This window comes from Streptococcus sp. Marseille-Q5855 (assembly GCF_946901985.1).
Classification (GTDB): Bacteria; Bacillota; Bacilli; order Lactobacillales; family Streptococcaceae; genus Streptococcus.
On sequence record NZ_CAMPPR010000006.1, the window covers coordinates 108,528 to 121,886 of the forward strand.

The 13,359-nt window shown below is 37.1% G+C and carries 17 protein-coding genes and 1 pseudogene; 7 read left to right on the top strand and 11 right to left on the bottom strand.

All coding sequences use genetic code 11. From position 1 onward, the window contains the following. Window positions 1-34 precede the first annotated feature (34 nt). The 6 genes and pseudogenes from OC529_RS11755 to blpI form a co-directional block, all read right to left on the bottom strand. Window positions 35-420, bottom strand: a pseudogene (locus OC529_RS11755) (immunity protein). An 80-nt stretch (window positions 421-500) separates the two neighbouring features. Beyond that, a complete protein-coding gene (locus tag OC529_RS07000; protein ID WP_049533698.1) occupies window positions 501-1,169 on the bottom strand; it encodes a CPBP family intramembrane glutamic endopeptidase in 669 nt (222 codons plus the stop codon). 33 nt (window positions 1,170-1,202) lie between these two features. Next, complete coding sequence (locus OC529_RS07005) at window positions 1,203-1,370, bottom strand: hypothetical protein (RefSeq protein ID WP_153226613.1); 168 nt, start codon at window positions 1,368-1,370, stop codon at window positions 1,203-1,205. A gap of 12 nt (window positions 1,371-1,382) precedes the next feature. Continuing rightward, complete coding sequence (locus tag OC529_RS11760) at window positions 1,383-1,562, bottom strand: bacteriocin class II family protein (RefSeq protein WP_049533696.1); 180 nt, start codon at window positions 1,560-1,562, stop codon at window positions 1,383-1,385. A gap of 68 nt (window positions 1,563-1,630) precedes the next feature. Then, window positions 1,631-1,900, bottom strand: coding sequence for a bacteriocin-like peptide BlpJ (gene blpJ, locus OC529_RS07015; RefSeq protein ID WP_049533694.1), 270 nt, complete (start codon window positions 1,898-1,900; stop codon window positions 1,631-1,633). 465 nt (window positions 1,901-2,365) lie between these two features. Continuing rightward, window positions 2,366-2,560, bottom strand: a complete 195-nt coding sequence (gene blpI / locus OC529_RS07020) for a bacteriocin-like peptide BlpI (RefSeq protein ID WP_049533692.1) — start codon at window positions 2,558-2,560, stop codon at window positions 2,366-2,368. A 282-nt stretch (window positions 2,561-2,842) separates the two neighbouring features. Here blpI and blpA point away from each other — a divergent pair, with 282 nt between their 5' ends. The 3 genes from blpA to blpC are packed head-to-tail and all read left to right on the top strand — an operon-like array spanning window position 2,843 to window position 6,583. Next, window positions 2,843-4,996, top strand: a complete 2,154-nt coding sequence (gene blpA / locus OC529_RS07025; protein WP_262081820.1) for a peptide cleavage/export ABC transporter BlpA — start codon at window positions 2,843-2,845, stop codon at window positions 4,994-4,996. 10 nt (window positions 4,997-5,006) lie between these two features. Then, window positions 5,007-6,368: a bacteriocin secretion accessory protein gene (locus tag OC529_RS07030; protein WP_262081821.1), complete on the top strand. Its 1,362-nt coding sequence runs from the start codon at window positions 5,007-5,009 to the stop codon at window positions 6,366-6,368. Window positions 6,369-6,424: 56 nt separating this feature from the next. Then, window positions 6,425-6,583 (top strand): quorum-sensing system pheromone BlpC, encoded by a 159-nt coding sequence (blpC, locus tag OC529_RS07035; protein ID WP_078141630.1) that lies wholly within the window; start codon window positions 6,425-6,427, stop codon window positions 6,581-6,583. Window positions 6,584-6,883: 300 nt separating this feature from the next. On the opposite strand, the gene OC529_RS07040 is transcribed toward blpC, so the two are convergent. The 3 genes from OC529_RS07040 to OC529_RS07050 are packed head-to-tail and all read right to left on the bottom strand — an operon-like array spanning window position 6,884 to window position 9,318. Further along, window positions 6,884-8,224, bottom strand: a complete 1,341-nt coding sequence (locus OC529_RS07040) for a sensor histidine kinase (protein WP_049538856.1) — start codon at window positions 8,222-8,224, stop codon at window positions 6,884-6,886. A 13-nt stretch (window positions 8,225-8,237) separates the two neighbouring features. Further along, entirely contained in the window at window positions 8,238-8,975 is a 738-nt protein-coding gene (locus OC529_RS07045) for a response regulator transcription factor (RefSeq protein WP_049538858.1), read from the bottom strand. A 4-nt stretch (window positions 8,976-8,979) separates the two neighbouring features. Next, a complete protein-coding gene (locus tag OC529_RS07050) occupies window positions 8,980-9,318 on the bottom strand; it encodes a LytTR family DNA-binding domain-containing protein (RefSeq protein WP_049521288.1) in 339 nt (112 codons plus the stop codon). A 358-nt stretch (window positions 9,319-9,676) separates the two neighbouring features. On the opposite strand from OC529_RS07050, the gene OC529_RS07055 reads away from it, so the two are divergent. Continuing rightward, on the top strand, window positions 9,677-9,928 hold the full coding sequence (locus tag OC529_RS07055) for a hypothetical protein (RefSeq protein WP_001130044.1): 252 nt from the start codon (window positions 9,677-9,679) through the stop codon (window positions 9,926-9,928). A gap of 28 nt (window positions 9,929-9,956) precedes the next feature. Next, on the top strand, window positions 9,957-10,280 hold the full coding sequence (locus tag OC529_RS07060; RefSeq protein WP_000131863.1) for a hypothetical protein: 324 nt from the start codon (window positions 9,957-9,959) through the stop codon (window positions 10,278-10,280). Window positions 10,281-10,455: 175 nt separating this feature from the next. Here the strand turns inward: OC529_RS07060 and OC529_RS07065 are convergent, their stop codons facing one another. Both OC529_RS07065 and OC529_RS07070 read right to left on the bottom strand, forming a co-directional pair. Further along, complete coding sequence (locus tag OC529_RS07065) at window positions 10,456-11,505, bottom strand: ABC transporter permease (protein WP_262081822.1); 1,050 nt, start codon at window positions 11,503-11,505, stop codon at window positions 10,456-10,458. Then, on the bottom strand, window positions 11,502-12,233 hold the full coding sequence (locus OC529_RS07070; protein ID WP_000889954.1) for an ABC transporter ATP-binding protein: 732 nt from the start codon (window positions 12,231-12,233) through the stop codon (window positions 11,502-11,504). Before OC529_RS07070 ends, OC529_RS07065 begins: the two co-directional genes overlap by 4 nt. A gap of 67 nt (window positions 12,234-12,300) precedes the next feature. Between OC529_RS07070 and OC529_RS07075 the strand changes: the two genes are divergently transcribed. Together OC529_RS07075 and OC529_RS07080 are read left to right on the top strand one after the other, a co-directional pair. Next, the gene (locus tag OC529_RS07075) at window positions 12,301-12,711 is read left to right on the top strand and encodes an HIT family protein (protein ID WP_001278317.1); all 411 of its coding nucleotides are present in this window, start codon (window positions 12,301-12,303) and stop codon (window positions 12,709-12,711) included. Window positions 12,712-12,720: 9 nt separating this feature from the next. Next, window positions 12,721-13,008, top strand: a complete 288-nt coding sequence (locus OC529_RS07080; RefSeq protein ID WP_262081823.1) for a hypothetical protein — start codon at window positions 12,721-12,723, stop codon at window positions 13,006-13,008. Window positions 13,009-13,359: the final 351 nt, after the last annotated feature.

Consider the following 13,359-nt stretch of genomic DNA (forward strand, 5'->3'; position numbering starts at 1 on the left):
CGAAAACACTTATCCCTTTATACTTCATTAAGCTCTACTTTTTATAATACTTCAAGCCCCACATAAGCAGAAGCATGATAAGCAAGCAGAGAATATCACCAATATAAGCGATTAATTGTTGGTATAATTTTCCTGCTGTGATACTTCTATACAAACAAATAATAGACATCAATCCTGTCAAGCCGATGAATATAAGTTGATTGGTTCTAGGACTAACCAAATCATCATCTTCAAACTCTCTTATCCTAACAGTAACTAAGATAAAAACCAAGTTGATAATCACTCAAAGAAATTGGAAAACTAAGGAAAAATTTAAAAACTGACGAAATAGAAACAAATAAGTAGAGACAAGCAAGGGCAACTACCCTAGTAGCACTCTCGCAAGGAAGATGTTCCGTATTTATCAAGAAAAGTTTTCATTTCTTTGTTCCTTTTCTATCTAACAGTTCAAAGCACTGTATATAACCTCTGTTACGTAGCTATGTGACGTTATTTAAAGATTAAATAGATAAGAAAAAGAGACACGTAATAGTAGCATTCATTAAGCCATGTACAACTACACAGGAATATAGATTTCTTTGCTTTATATAAAGACAACCCAATACAAGTCCTGTCACAAGATGCTGAGAAATAATCTCTCCATCATGAGCAAATCCAAAAAGAACAGCTGAAAGAAAGACAGCAAAAATAGGAGAATATTTTTCTAAAGTTCCTAAAATGATTCCTCTAAAGAGCATCTCCTCCAAAAGAGGTTGAGTAAAAGCAGTTGACAACCAAAATAGAACTGTATAAAAGAAACCACTAGTTTCCAAATGTTGAAAAAAGCTCAAAGAACTTGTATTATCATGGGCTTTTCCAAGGACGGTAGTAAAAAATATAAAACTAACTACTAAAATTAGATTAGCCAGATAAGCAAAAATAATCCATCTCAATTCTACCCACTTGATTGGTAAGCGATCTAAAGTAGTCTCATCCCCCCATCTCTTAACAAGATATACAATAATTGTTAAACATATAAAGAAAGATAAAAAGTAGACACCTACACCGAATACTTCTCCTATCACTCCGTCATAAAATCGTCTCACAACAGTTAATGGTACAACTTGAATAGCAAAAGTAAGTAAAAAGCAAGTAAGCACTTTTATAAAGATAAAACTTATGTTCTTCATAGTTTATCCTTTCTTTAATGTCTAGATGATTTTTTAGCATTGTCCCCTGTTTGTAGATTTGCTAATTCCATCTATGAAACCACAAATTGATCCAAGAAGTTGGTCGTAATTAGGAATTAAGGAAGTCCACCAAGGCATTCCACCTCCTTGAACTTGTATTAGTTTTTCTGCACTTAAAGTTTCAAAATATTTATTTTTCATGATATTATCTCCTTAGATACACAGTGGGCACATCGCATGCAATCTTCTTTGATTTTCAACATACAAATCAAATCCATCTCTTACTAAACTACCTACTCTATACCAGAATCCGTATGAATTATCTCCACCTTCAACGCAAGCAAGCATTTCAGTATCCATAACAGAAAATTGTGATATCATTTTTGTATCCATGACAAATACTCCTTTTTAAAAAAACTAAAATAAATCAGAATAGAATCCTCATAATTTTACTATAAGTCTTACCAACTTAGTCCCAATTTATCACCAACCATACCTCCTAAGCATGTTAATCCACCCCCAATTGCACCAATGTGTGCTCCAACAAATGCACCAGCAAGTCCAGCTACTCCTAAAGTGGCCAAACCTGCTCCAGTTCCACCAGTTATAGCTCCCGTAATGACTCCTCCAATCAGTGCATTTTGACAATCAGTGGAGCTATACCCCCCTTCAACTTTCGCAAGCATTTCAGTATCCATAACCTCTAACTGTGACAACATTTTTGTATTCATGATGAATACCTCCTTTTTATTTTCAATTTGTTACAAAGTCTTAAATTCAATAAACAAATAGATTTTTTATAGTATCTTTTTGATTTTCTTAAAAAAGTATATACGTCTACTATCTTCTTAAAGGTAGCAGTACCTATTTTTTAGTCTAAGATTTCAATAATCTTGAGTATCTAAAATATCTTAATTTCGTTATTCTCCTTGCAATAAAAAGTTTTACTATACTATTTATTAACTTGCAGAAAGCAAAAAATATTAGTAAATAATAGTTTATAGTTAAGTTTTTTATTCCTACCAATCCATCAACTAAGTAAAGCATCAACGATTACATAAACTATTGATAATATAATTAAAATTTTGCTAACTATCTTATTCTCATCATTCTTAGATAACTTTGATATTTTGTAAGTAAGTAAATAAGACAGTAAATTAATAGCGATAATAATACTATATTTAAGAATCATAATCTTACAAAGAGGACATAATTCCTGAACCTACACAAATAAGTGTTGCTGCTCCCCCAGTTATCGGACCAGTCGCAGCAGCTAATAGTACTGCTCCAATACAACCACCGATTGCAGACCCTAAATTGCCTCCTCCACTAACTATTTCGAGTTCTTCATTATCCATAACAGAAAATTGTGACATCATTTTTGTATCCATGACAAATACTCCTTTTTTATTTTTAATTTTTGTCCTGTTGCAACTTTGACAAGTTTAGTATATCATCGTTTTTTAAAGTTTTTCATCCAAATCTTGAATTGTCATCGAAACGTCTTAAATTAGCTTTTTTATTTCAAAATCATCTCTATTTTTTTAAAGAAAGATGTGCTCTAAACATTTTTTGACCATTCAGGAAGTTTCAATGACGATTCAAGATTTTATAAAGCATGAAATTGTTTTTATGTCATAATAGACCTATCCACTATATGAAAGGAATTGCCTATGACTTCTTATAAACGTACATTTGTTCCTCAAATAGATGCGAGAGACTGTGGTGTCGCTGCCTTAGCCTCGATTGCTAAATTCTATGGTTCAGATTTTTCTCTAGCTCACTTGAGAGAACTTGCAAAGACCAATAAGGAAGGGACGACTGCTCTTGGTATTGTAAAAGCCGCTGATGAAATGGGATTTGAAACAAGACCTGTTCAAGCAGATAAAACGCTCTTTGATATGAGTGATGTCCCCTATCCATTTATCGTTCACGTTAACAAAGAAGGAAAACTCCAACATTACTATGTTGTCTATCAAACAAAGAAAGACTATCTGATTATTGGTGATCCTGACCCTTCTGTAAAAATCACTAAAATGTCAAAAGAACGCTTTTTCTCTGAATGGACTGGAGTAGCTATTTTTCTAGCTCCCAAACCCAGCTATCAACCCCATAAAGATAAAAAGAATGGTCTACTAAGCTTCCTTCCTCTGATTTTCAAACAAAAATCTCTCATTGCTTACATTGTTCTCTCAAGCTTATTGGTCACTATTATCAATATAGGTGGTTCTTATTATCTCCAAGGAATCTTAGATGAATACATCCCAAATCAGATGAAATCAACTTTAGGAATCATCTCAGTTGGTCTGGTTATCACCTATATCCTCCAACAAGTCATGAGCTTCTCCAGAGATTATCTCCTAACCGTTCTGAGCCAGAGATTAAGCATTGATGTGATTTTATCCTATATTCGCCATATTTTTGAACTTCCTATGTCTTTCTTTGCGACACGTCGTACAGGAGAAATCATTTCACGGTTCACAGATGCTAACTCTATTATAGATGCCTTGGCTTCTACCATTCTTTCTCTTTTCCTGGATGTTTCTATTCTGATTCTTGTAGGGGGAGTCTTACTGGCACAAAACCCTAATCTCTTCCTTCTTTCTCTTATTTCTATTCCTATATACATGTTCATCATCTTTTCTTTTATGAAGCCTTTCGAAAAAATGAACCATGATGTCATGCAAAGTAATTCTATGGTTAGCTCTGCCATTATCGAAGATATCAACGGGATTGAAACTATAAAGTCGCTCACAAGTGAAGAAAATCGCTATCAAAATATAGACAGCGAATTTGTAGATTATTTGGAAAAATCCTTTAAGCTCAGTAAATATTCTATTTTACAAACGAGTTTAAAGCAGGGAACAAAATTAGTTCTGAATATCCTTATCCTATGGTTTGGCGCTCAATTAGTCATATTGAGTAAAATTTCTATCGGTCAGCTGATTACCTTTAACACACTTCTTTCTTACTTTACAACTCCTATGGAAAATATTATCAACCTCCAAACCAAACTCCAATCTGCGAAGGTCGCTAATAACCGTTTGAACGAAGTCTATTTAGTCGAATCGGAATTTCAAGTTCAAGAAAACCCTGTTCATTCACATTTTTTGATGGGCGATATTGAATTTGATGACCTTTCTTATAAGTATGGTTTTGGACGAGATACCTTAACAGATATTAATCTCACGATTAAACAAGGAGATAAGGTTAGCTTAGTTGGAGTTAGTGGTTCTGGTAAAACGACTCTAGCCAAAATGATTGTCAATTTCTTTGAACCTTACAAAGGACATATTTCCATCAATCATCAGGATATTAAAAACATTGATAAAAAAGTCTTGCGCCGTCATATCAATTACCTACCTCAACAAGCCTATATCTTTAATGGCTCTATCTTGGAAAACTTAACCTTGGGTGGTAATCATATGATTAGCCAAGAAGATATTCTAAAAGCTTGCGAATTAGCTGAAATTCGTCAAGACATTGAAAGAATGCCTATGGGCTATCAAACTCAGCTCTCTGATGGAGCTGGTCTATCAGGAGGACAAAAGCAACGAATAGCCCTCGCTCGTGCTCTTTTAACTAAAGCTCCTGTTCTAATACTAGATGAAGCTACTAGCGGTCTTGATGTCTTGACTGAGAAAAAGGTTATAGATAATCTTATGTCCCTAACTGATAAAACCATTCTCTTTGTAGCCCATCGTCTCAGTATAGCCGAACGAACCAACCGTGTCATTGTTCTTGACCAGGGGAAAATCATTGAAGTGGGTAGTCACCAAGAGTTAATGCAGGCGCAAGGCTTCTACCATCATCTATTCAATAAATAAGGAGAATGTCATGAATCCTAATCTTTTTAGAAGCGTCGAGTTTTATCAGAGACGTTACCATAACTATGCGACAGTGTTAATTATACCTCTTTCATTACTGTTTACTTTCATCTTGATTTTCTCCCTTGTTGCCACAAAAGAAATTACTGTTACTTCCCAAGGAGAAATCGCCCCTACAAGTGTCATTGCATCCATTCAGTCAACCAGTGATAATCCTATCCTTGCTAATCATTTAGTGGCAAATCAAGTAGTTGAAAAAGGTGACTTACTCATCAAATACTCTGAAACAATGGAAGAAAGTCAGAAAACTGCCTTAGAAACTCAATTACAAAGACTTGAGAAGCAAAAAGAAGGACTTGGAATTTTGAAACAAAGCTTAGAAAAAGCGACTGATCTTTTTTCTGGCGAGGATGAATTTGGCTACCATAATACCTTTAGGAATTTTACTAAACAAGCTCATGATATTGAACTGGGTATCACAAAGACTAACACTGAGGTTTCAAATCAAGCTAATCTTGCCAATAGCAGTTCATCAGCCATCGAACAAGAAATTACAAAAGTTCAACAACAAATTGGAGAATATCGAGAATTGAGAGATACTATCATAAATAAAAGGGCTCGCTTACCAACTGGCAATCCGCACCAGTCAATTTTGAATCGTTATCTTGTAGCCTCACAAGGACAAACACAAGGAACTGCAGAGGAGCCATTTTTATCTCAAATTAATCAAAGTATTGCAGGTCTTGAATCATCTATCGCAAGCCTCAAAATTCAGCAAGCTGGTATCGGAAGTGTAGCAACTTATGATAATAGTTTAGCAACCAAAATTGAAGTACTCCGCACTCAGTTTTTACAGACAGCTTCTCAGCAACAACTAACCGTGGAGAACCAATTAACAGAATTAAAAGTACAGCTAGATCAAGCGACACAGCGCTTAGAAAACAATACCTTAACCGCCCCAAATAAAGGTATCGTTCATCTGAACAGCGAATTTGAAGGTAAAAATAGAATTCCAACTGGTACAGAAATTGCTCAAATATTCCCTGTCATCACAGATACAAGAGAAGTACTAATCACTTACTACGTATCTTCTGACTATCTACCTCTACTAGATAAAGGACAAACTGTAAGATTAAAACTGGAGAAGATTGGAAATCACGGCACCACCATCATCGGCCAACTTCAGACAATTGATCAAACTCCTACCAGAACAGAGCAAGGAAATCTCTTTAAATTAACCGCTCTTGCAAAACTATCTAATAATGATAGTAAACTCATCCAATACGGCTTACAAGGTCGCGTCACTAGTGTAACTGCAAAGAAAACATATTTTGATTATTTCAAAGATAAAATTTTAACACATTCTGATTAATTTTCAGATAACACTCTAGAACTATTTATTATCTTATCAAAAAGGAGAATCATAACATGGATAAGAATCAAAACCTAACTTCATTTCAAGAACTAACAACTACTGAACTCAACCAGATTACAGGTGGAGGATGGTGGTTAGATTCAATATTAGATATGTTAACATCTAAAATACCGGACCAAGCTAATAGGTATGGAAATCATCAACAAATGTAATCATCCAAGGTGATATTGGATAAAAAACTTGGCTCTATAATATTTGTAGTGGGTAAATCTCCTATAGATATTATGAAGCCTATTTTGTTGTAAAAAATAAAACAGTAACCTCAGGATGGCTACTGTCTAGTCTCATTTCTTCTTAAAACCTTTATTGACTTAATAAATGGTAGAAAAGAACCTTAAAAATCATAAAATACACAACCAATCTTTTCGAAACATTTATATTATAAGTTTTATTGTAGAGTTTTAATATATTTATTCTAGTATTTGATTTTTCAATGATTCTATTATTTGTTATCATTCAATTGATATCATTGTTAAAACCTGACGAAATACTTGATTTTTGCAGGCGGTATTTAGACTGGTATTAGGATGACTTTCCACAATTTTCATGACGGTATAGAGACCAATTCCTCTCTCCTCCCCTTTAGAGCTTGCTCCAAAGGAGAAGATTTCAGAAATATCGATGCCCTCTTCTTTGATGGAATTTTCAATGATAAAGGTCTCCTGTGCTCCATTTTTAAAAAAGGCGATTGAAACGTGAGGTTGACTGGCCTCTGCAGTGGCTTCAATAGCATTGTCACAAAGGATAGACACAATGGTTAGAAAATCAAGCAGTCTCATTCCCTCAACCTGAATCTCCTCAGGAACTTCGACATTAAAGACAATCTTCTTATCTCTGGCTTTTAGAAATTTCCCTGCTAGGAGACTTTTGAGGGCTTTATCACGAATATTCACTAATCTGCCCAGGTCATATTTGTTGTCCTGCAATTTTTCACTGGAATCCTTTAAAACAGAGTCGTAAACCTCTTTTATCTGCTCCATATCCTCCTCTTCAATGCCCAGACGTAAACTAGTCAAGAGGTTGCTATAGTCATGCCGAAAGCTCCGTACTTCCTTGTAAAGTTCCTCTATATGCCGACTATAGCGTTCCATATCTCTATAGCGCAAGGTCTGCTCTTGGTTCAGTTTCTCCTGAAGTTTTTCCTTCAAATAGGTATCTAATTTCTTGATAACCCCCATAAAAAAGAGTAGATAAAATACCAGAATGAAATGGCGAACAGTCGTTGATTGTATACCTTGTACATATTCAAAATAAGACAGACTTTGCATCACTAGATAGTAAGCCCCCATTATCCAGTTAATCTTAGTCAGGGACTTTTGAAAATCTTTATCGGGAATCTCCTTTCTCAAACTAGTAAAATCATAGTCTAACCATTTCAAAAAGGCTAGAGAAATAAAGCAAATGAAAATTTTTATACATAACCAAATAAAAGAGCGGTCATCATACACATGCCCTTGCCCTAAAAATGGAAGCACAAAATAAGAAATACCTCTATAAAAGAGATTCACCAATATCATTGGAAAGAGACCATAAAAGAAAAGGAGTTTTTTAGGAAGTCCTCTTAACAGTAATAAAGACAAGCCTATGCCGTACAAGGGTTCCACAAAATAAGATAGGTAATTATTTCCTACTATATAGCTAATCGTTACAAAAATAACTACTAAAAGTAGCTTAAAAAGAAAAGCTTTAAAGACTCTCTCCAGAGTTAGAACAATTCCATCCACCTTAAAAAATATAAACAATTCCAATCCAGATAGCAAAAACACATATACGATCTTCCAAACTAATTCCATCCCATCACCTCACTCAGTGCAAGTTATTGATAGCCTCAGACACTTCCCTGACCTTATAACGCGCTATCATACAGCTCCCACCATTGGGAAAGAAAAGCAGTTTTTCTTTCTTATCCAAACGCACCACATTGGCAGGATTGATGAGAAAAGAGCGATGGCACTGCAAGAGACGAGGTTCCTGCTTGAGAATCTCCTCCAAACTCGCTGTAAATTCCAACCTATCTGTCTCGCTATAGAGAATGACATGATGGGGTCTGGGAGACGTTTCGAGATAGTAAACCTCTTTAAAAGGATACTGGAATTGGGCAAATTTTGATTTAAAGTAAAAGCAATCTTCCGCTAGACTCTTACTGTCTTGACTATTGGCATAGAGGAGGGCTGTCTCGATCCGAGATTCAAACTCCTCTGCCGAAAGAGCCTTATCAATGTAGTCCAAAGCAGACACTTGGTAGCGAAAGGACAGGGGCATAAACTCTGAGTGAGTCGTCACAAAGACTATCAAGGCATAAGGATCCCGATCCCGAATCTTTCTAGCCACTTCCAGCCCCTTCATCTCCTCATTTCGAATCTCAATATCCAAAAAGAATAGCTGATGCGCCCCCTTCTCATGCACCTCTGCCAGCAGTTGAGCTGGCTTACCAAAGACCTCAAAAGAGCTGGGAGTGATATGATGTTCCTTCAAAAGTTTCTCAATCGTCGTTTCAATCCTAGTCTGCTGGGAAAAATCATCTTCTAAAACAAATATTCTCATCTTCTTACTCTCCTTCTTTCAACCATTTTTGACGAATTTCTCTATAGCGACGTCTGGCATACTTGACAGCGTATTGACCTTCTTCTCCGAGAAAAAGGATTCTTTCTTGAAAATCAATCGATTTTAATTTATCAAGATTAACCAAACAATTTCGATGACATCTCATCAAGGTTTCCCCATATTGGTTCTCAAGATTACTTAAATTTTGAACCATATTAAAGCTAGCTTCTTCTGTAACAATCTGTACGGTATGGGCTTTAGTTGGATGTGTTTGGATATAGTAGATATCGTCGACGTTTACTTTATAGACTGTTTTCTGTGTCTGAATAATCATATGTTTCATTGGATTCTCCTCCTAAGAAAAGAATAACAGAAAAGGTCTAGCACAAGCACACCCAATCCTAAACAGTCTTTGAAAGCTCCTAAAAGGATTATTTTTCTACAACATCATGATGGGCTTACCACTATTTTATCATAAAATCTTAACAGTACCATTCAGGAAATTTCAAGAACAATTAAAGATTTGATGGTGAAAAAGGAGATAAAAGTGATAGACTATGATTATAGAAAGACTATGTTTGCAACAACTTTAAAAATCATCAAAAAAGGAGAGGTGCATATGATTTATTCACATCCACCATGATTAACACCCTATACATATACTCTATTGCAATTGACGTAAATATAACAAGGAGAAAATTATGGCCAAGTCAAATAAAACAAAACAATTAACATCAATCGAACTTTCTCATATAAATGGCGGTAGTATTCCATATGGATGGTATTCTCCGTTTCATATAATTAGCGATAATGTACTATGTAGAAATGGATATTCATATAATAAAGCTAATCTTGATAATGGTAAATGTATCATTGATTGGGGCAACATAGTTGGCAATGTTGCTAATAATATAGGTGCCTCACTAGGAGATTTACACAATCCCTTACCTTAAAATATAAATTATATAGGAGGTCACGCAAATGACAGACCCAATTAAAACTGCTCAGACTTTGATTACTGACTTAAACAAAGCCTACCAAGCATGCAAACAGGCAACCGCTGACGACGTCCGCTTTCAGGAGCAATTAAACTCTATTCTTGGTTTTCTAGCCAAGGCTGAGACAGTGGATAATCGAGTCTTGATTGAACTGGAAAAATTTTACCAGACTTCCAGTCTGCTCATGGGACTCAGCGCTCTCAATCCTGATGCTCCTACTCGCGCCGCTTGGCGTGCCTATGACCGTTTCCACTTTGACCAAGTCAAGACCAAGTTGAGCCTCTACGGTCCAACCATTATCTTGTAGAAAATAAAAGAAGCTGAGACAGATTGAACTCAACTTCTTTTTTGTTTCATATAAGCAATGTTATACTCAATGAAAATCAAAGAGCAAACTAGGAAGCTAGCCGCAGATTGCTCAAAATACTGTTTTGAGGTTGCAGATGGAAGCTGATATGGTTTGAAGAGATTTTCGAAGAGTATTAGTCCTGCATCTGGCGTTTCACCTGATAAGGCAGATACAAGACTTGTAAAACCAAACCAGCACCCAGCAAGGCTAGAAGGGCCAGTTTTTCTTGGAAGGTCACAAGGCCGACCACTAATTCCACCACTAAGACCAAACTGGTCAATCCTCGGACTACCGCCTGCAAGCCTTTTTCCTTTTGCCCCTTGTCCAGTGGAAAAAGTTGGGTCAAATACTGGTAGTCAAAGGCATGATAGAGGGCCAGTAACTGGAAGAGCAAGAGGTAGTTAAAGAGAACCACCACTGCTGTCGCAATCCAAGCTTGCTCGATAAAGACCTGCGCCAGCAAAGAAAGCAAGAGCAGACGGAGACTGAGCGCAAAGAGGTCTCCATTTCGCAGATAAGAACGCAGATAGAGATTTTGCCAAATCTTTCCAGGCACCTTCTGAACAGTCTTTAGGATAAAATCCAGATAAGCACGGCGCTTGACGCTGTTTGAAATTCCCTTTACCTGCGTAAAGAGGGCAAAGAAACGAAGCAAGACTTGCTTGCGCTTGCTTTCTTGAGAAATAACATAGTCCCAGTCCAGTCCAGTTTCAGTGAAAAATTTGCTGGCCTTTTGACGAAAGAGGAAATATTTACCTACCCCCACTAAAAGTACATAGACCAGAAAAACAGGCAAGCCATAACCCATGGCTAAAAATAAGGGCGCAAATAAAAGCAAGAAAAGGGTCTGGACAAAGAGCCAAAAGACTAGGGAAACGCCAGTTTGACGCTTGAGATAGAGTTTGATTTCCTCTTCTCCGACCAAGAGAAAGAGCTTGTCTGGAGCCTCCATATAGGTGGCAATTCCTCCCCAAAGCAAAAGTAAAACAGAGGTAATTCCTACAAATAAAAGGATAGGCCAATGATTTTCAGGAAAATGTTGCAAGAGTTGACTGTACTGGTAGGCTAGAAAGCCCAGCAGGACAAGCAGGAACAAGACAAAGTGGTCATTGAGAACATAGCGCAGATAACCGACACACTCCTTACGAAAAGCCTGCTTTCTCTTTAAAAACAAGTCTTTCATAGCTCCTCCTCTTTGGTCAGAGCCAAGTAAATATCATTCAAACTAGCCTCAGGCATATCAAAGGCTTCGCGCAGTTGCAGGAGATTGCCTTTGGCACGCACCTCTCCCTTGTGAAGAATGACAAAGGCATCACACATCTTTTCCGCTGAATCCAGCACGTGAGTACTCATGAGAATAGACTTACCCTTTTGCTTTTCCACTTCCAAAAGCTGAATCAAGTCTGCAATAGCCAGCGGATCAAGACCAAGGAAAGGCTCATCCACGATGAAAAGACTCGGATCCACCACAAAAGCACAGATAATCATGACTTTCTGCTTCATCCCTTTTGAAAAATGAACAGGGAACCAGTCCAATTTCTGGTCCAGACGGAACATTTTTAACAAAGGTTCTACTCGATCAAAAGCCACTTTCTGCTCAATACCATAAGCCATGGCAACCGTTTCGATATGCTCTCTGAGGGTCAATTCCTCATACAAGCTAGGTGTCTCAGGAATGTAACCAATTTGCTTGCGATAGCTAGTCGCATCTTCTTGCAGGGTCAGGCCATTGATATTGATGGAGCCACTATAAGGTGTCAACAGACCAATAATCTCATTGATTGTCGTCGATTTCCCAGCACCATTGAGACCAATCAAACCGACCAGCTGCCCACTTTCAACAGTAAAAGACACATCTTTCAAGACAGGGACATGGACATAGCCACCTGTCAGGTTTTTAATTTCTAACATATTTTCTCCAAATCTGGTATAATGTAGCTATATTATATCAAAATTCAATACAGTAGAGGTAGATTTTATGTCAGATTGCATTTTTTGTAAAATCATCGCAGGGGAAATTCCTGCTTCAAAAGTATATGAAGATGAGCAGGTTCTTGCCTTTCTTGATATCTCTCAAGTGACACCCGGACACACCTTGGTCGTGCCAAAAGAACACTATCGCAATCTTTTGGAAATGGACGCTACTAGCGCCAGCCAACTCTTTGCCCAAGTACCAAAAGTAGCTCAAAAAGTCATGAAAGCTACCAAGGCTGCTGGTATGAATATCATTGCCAACTGTGAAGAAATCGCAGGCCAAACAGTCTTTCATACCCACGTTCACCTCGTACCTCGCTACAGTGCGGACGATGACCTCAAGATTGATTTTATCGCCCACGAACCAGACTTTGACAAACTTGCTCAAGTCGCTGAAACTATCAAAAACGCCTAAGGAGTTGCCATGAAATTATCCAACCTACTGCTATTTGCAGGAGCTGCAGCTGGAAGTTATCTAGTTACAAAAAATCGCCAAACCATCACAGATGAAGTCTTGAATACCACTGACCGCGTTCAAGCTATCAAGGACGATGTGGATATTATCCAAAACAGCCTGCAAATCATTGACCAGCAAAAAGAACTCATCAAGGGATACCAAGAAGACCTGACTTATAAATTTAAAGTCTTGGAAAAGGATATCCAGACTAGACTAGCTGTTATCAAAGAAACACAGGAAACTGAAGATAAGTAAAAGAGCCACTCGGCTCTTTTTTAAAAGGTAAACAAGTTATATCCCATCAACTATACATCATAATTTAGGCAACTCATACTCAATAAAAATCAAAGAGCAAACTAGAAAGCTAGGCACAAGCTGCTCAAAACACCGTTTTGAGGTTGTGGATAAAACTGACGAAGTCAGCTCAAAACACGGTTTTGAGGTTGTAGACAAGCCGACGCTGACGTAGTTTGAAGAGTATTATTCACCATTTCATAACTAAATCGAAGACTTTCCGCCGTAATGAAAACACCTGAAACAGCTTGGTTTCAGGTATTCGGAAACTTTGAGACCTAGGCTCAAAGTTTAGGTATGGAACTTCGAAGA

Excerpts from the sequence above, each read along its gene's own strand:
- OC529_RS07000 (WP_049533698.1), bottom strand. The coding sequence starts at position 1,169 with ATGAAGAACATAAGTTTTATCTTTATAAAAGTGCTTACTTGCTTTTTA.
- OC529_RS07005 (WP_153226613.1), bottom strand. The coding sequence starts at position 1,370 with ATGAAAAATAAATATTTTGAAACTTTAAGTGCAGAAAAACTAATACAA.
- OC529_RS11760 (WP_049533696.1), bottom strand. The coding sequence starts at position 1,562 with ATGGATACAAAAATGATATCACAATTTTCTGTTATGGATACTGAAATG.
- blpJ (WP_049533694.1), bottom strand. The coding sequence starts at position 1,900 with ATGAATACAAAAATGTTGTCACAGTTAGAGGTTATGGATACTGAAATG.
- blpI (WP_049533692.1), bottom strand. The coding sequence starts at position 2,560 with ATGGATACAAAAATGATGTCACAATTTTCTGTTATGGATAATGAAGAA.
- blpA (WP_262081820.1), top strand. The coding sequence starts at position 2,843 with ATGACTTCTTATAAACGTACATTTGTTCCTCAAATAGATGCGAGAGAC.
- OC529_RS07030 (WP_262081821.1), top strand. The coding sequence starts at position 5,007 with ATGAATCCTAATCTTTTTAGAAGCGTCGAGTTTTATCAGAGACGTTAC.
- blpC (WP_078141630.1), top strand. The coding sequence starts at position 6,425 with ATGGATAAGAATCAAAACCTAACTTCATTTCAAGAACTAACAACTACT.
- OC529_RS07040 (WP_049538856.1), bottom strand. The coding sequence starts at position 8,224 with ATGGAATTAGTTTGGAAGATCGTATATGTGTTTTTGCTATCTGGATTG.
- OC529_RS07045 (WP_049538858.1), bottom strand. The coding sequence starts at position 8,975 with ATGAGAATATTTGTTTTAGAAGATGATTTTTCCCAGCAGACTAGGATT.
- OC529_RS07050 (WP_049521288.1), bottom strand. The coding sequence starts at position 9,318 with ATGAAACATATGATTATTCAGACACAGAAAACAGTCTATAAAGTAAAC.
- OC529_RS07055 (WP_001130044.1), top strand. The coding sequence starts at position 9,677 with ATGGCCAAGTCAAATAAAACAAAACAATTAACATCAATCGAACTTTCT.
- OC529_RS07060 (WP_000131863.1), top strand. The coding sequence starts at position 9,957 with ATGACAGACCCAATTAAAACTGCTCAGACTTTGATTACTGACTTAAAC.
- OC529_RS07065 (WP_262081822.1), bottom strand. The coding sequence starts at position 11,505 with ATGAAAGACTTGTTTTTAAAGAGAAAGCAGGCTTTTCGTAAGGAGTGT.
- OC529_RS07070 (WP_000889954.1), bottom strand. The coding sequence starts at position 12,233 with ATGTTAGAAATTAAAAACCTGACAGGTGGCTATGTCCATGTCCCTGTC.
- OC529_RS07075 (WP_001278317.1), top strand. The coding sequence starts at position 12,301 with ATGTCAGATTGCATTTTTTGTAAAATCATCGCAGGGGAAATTCCTGCT.
- OC529_RS07080 (WP_262081823.1), top strand. The coding sequence starts at position 12,721 with ATGAAATTATCCAACCTACTGCTATTTGCAGGAGCTGCAGCTGGAAGT.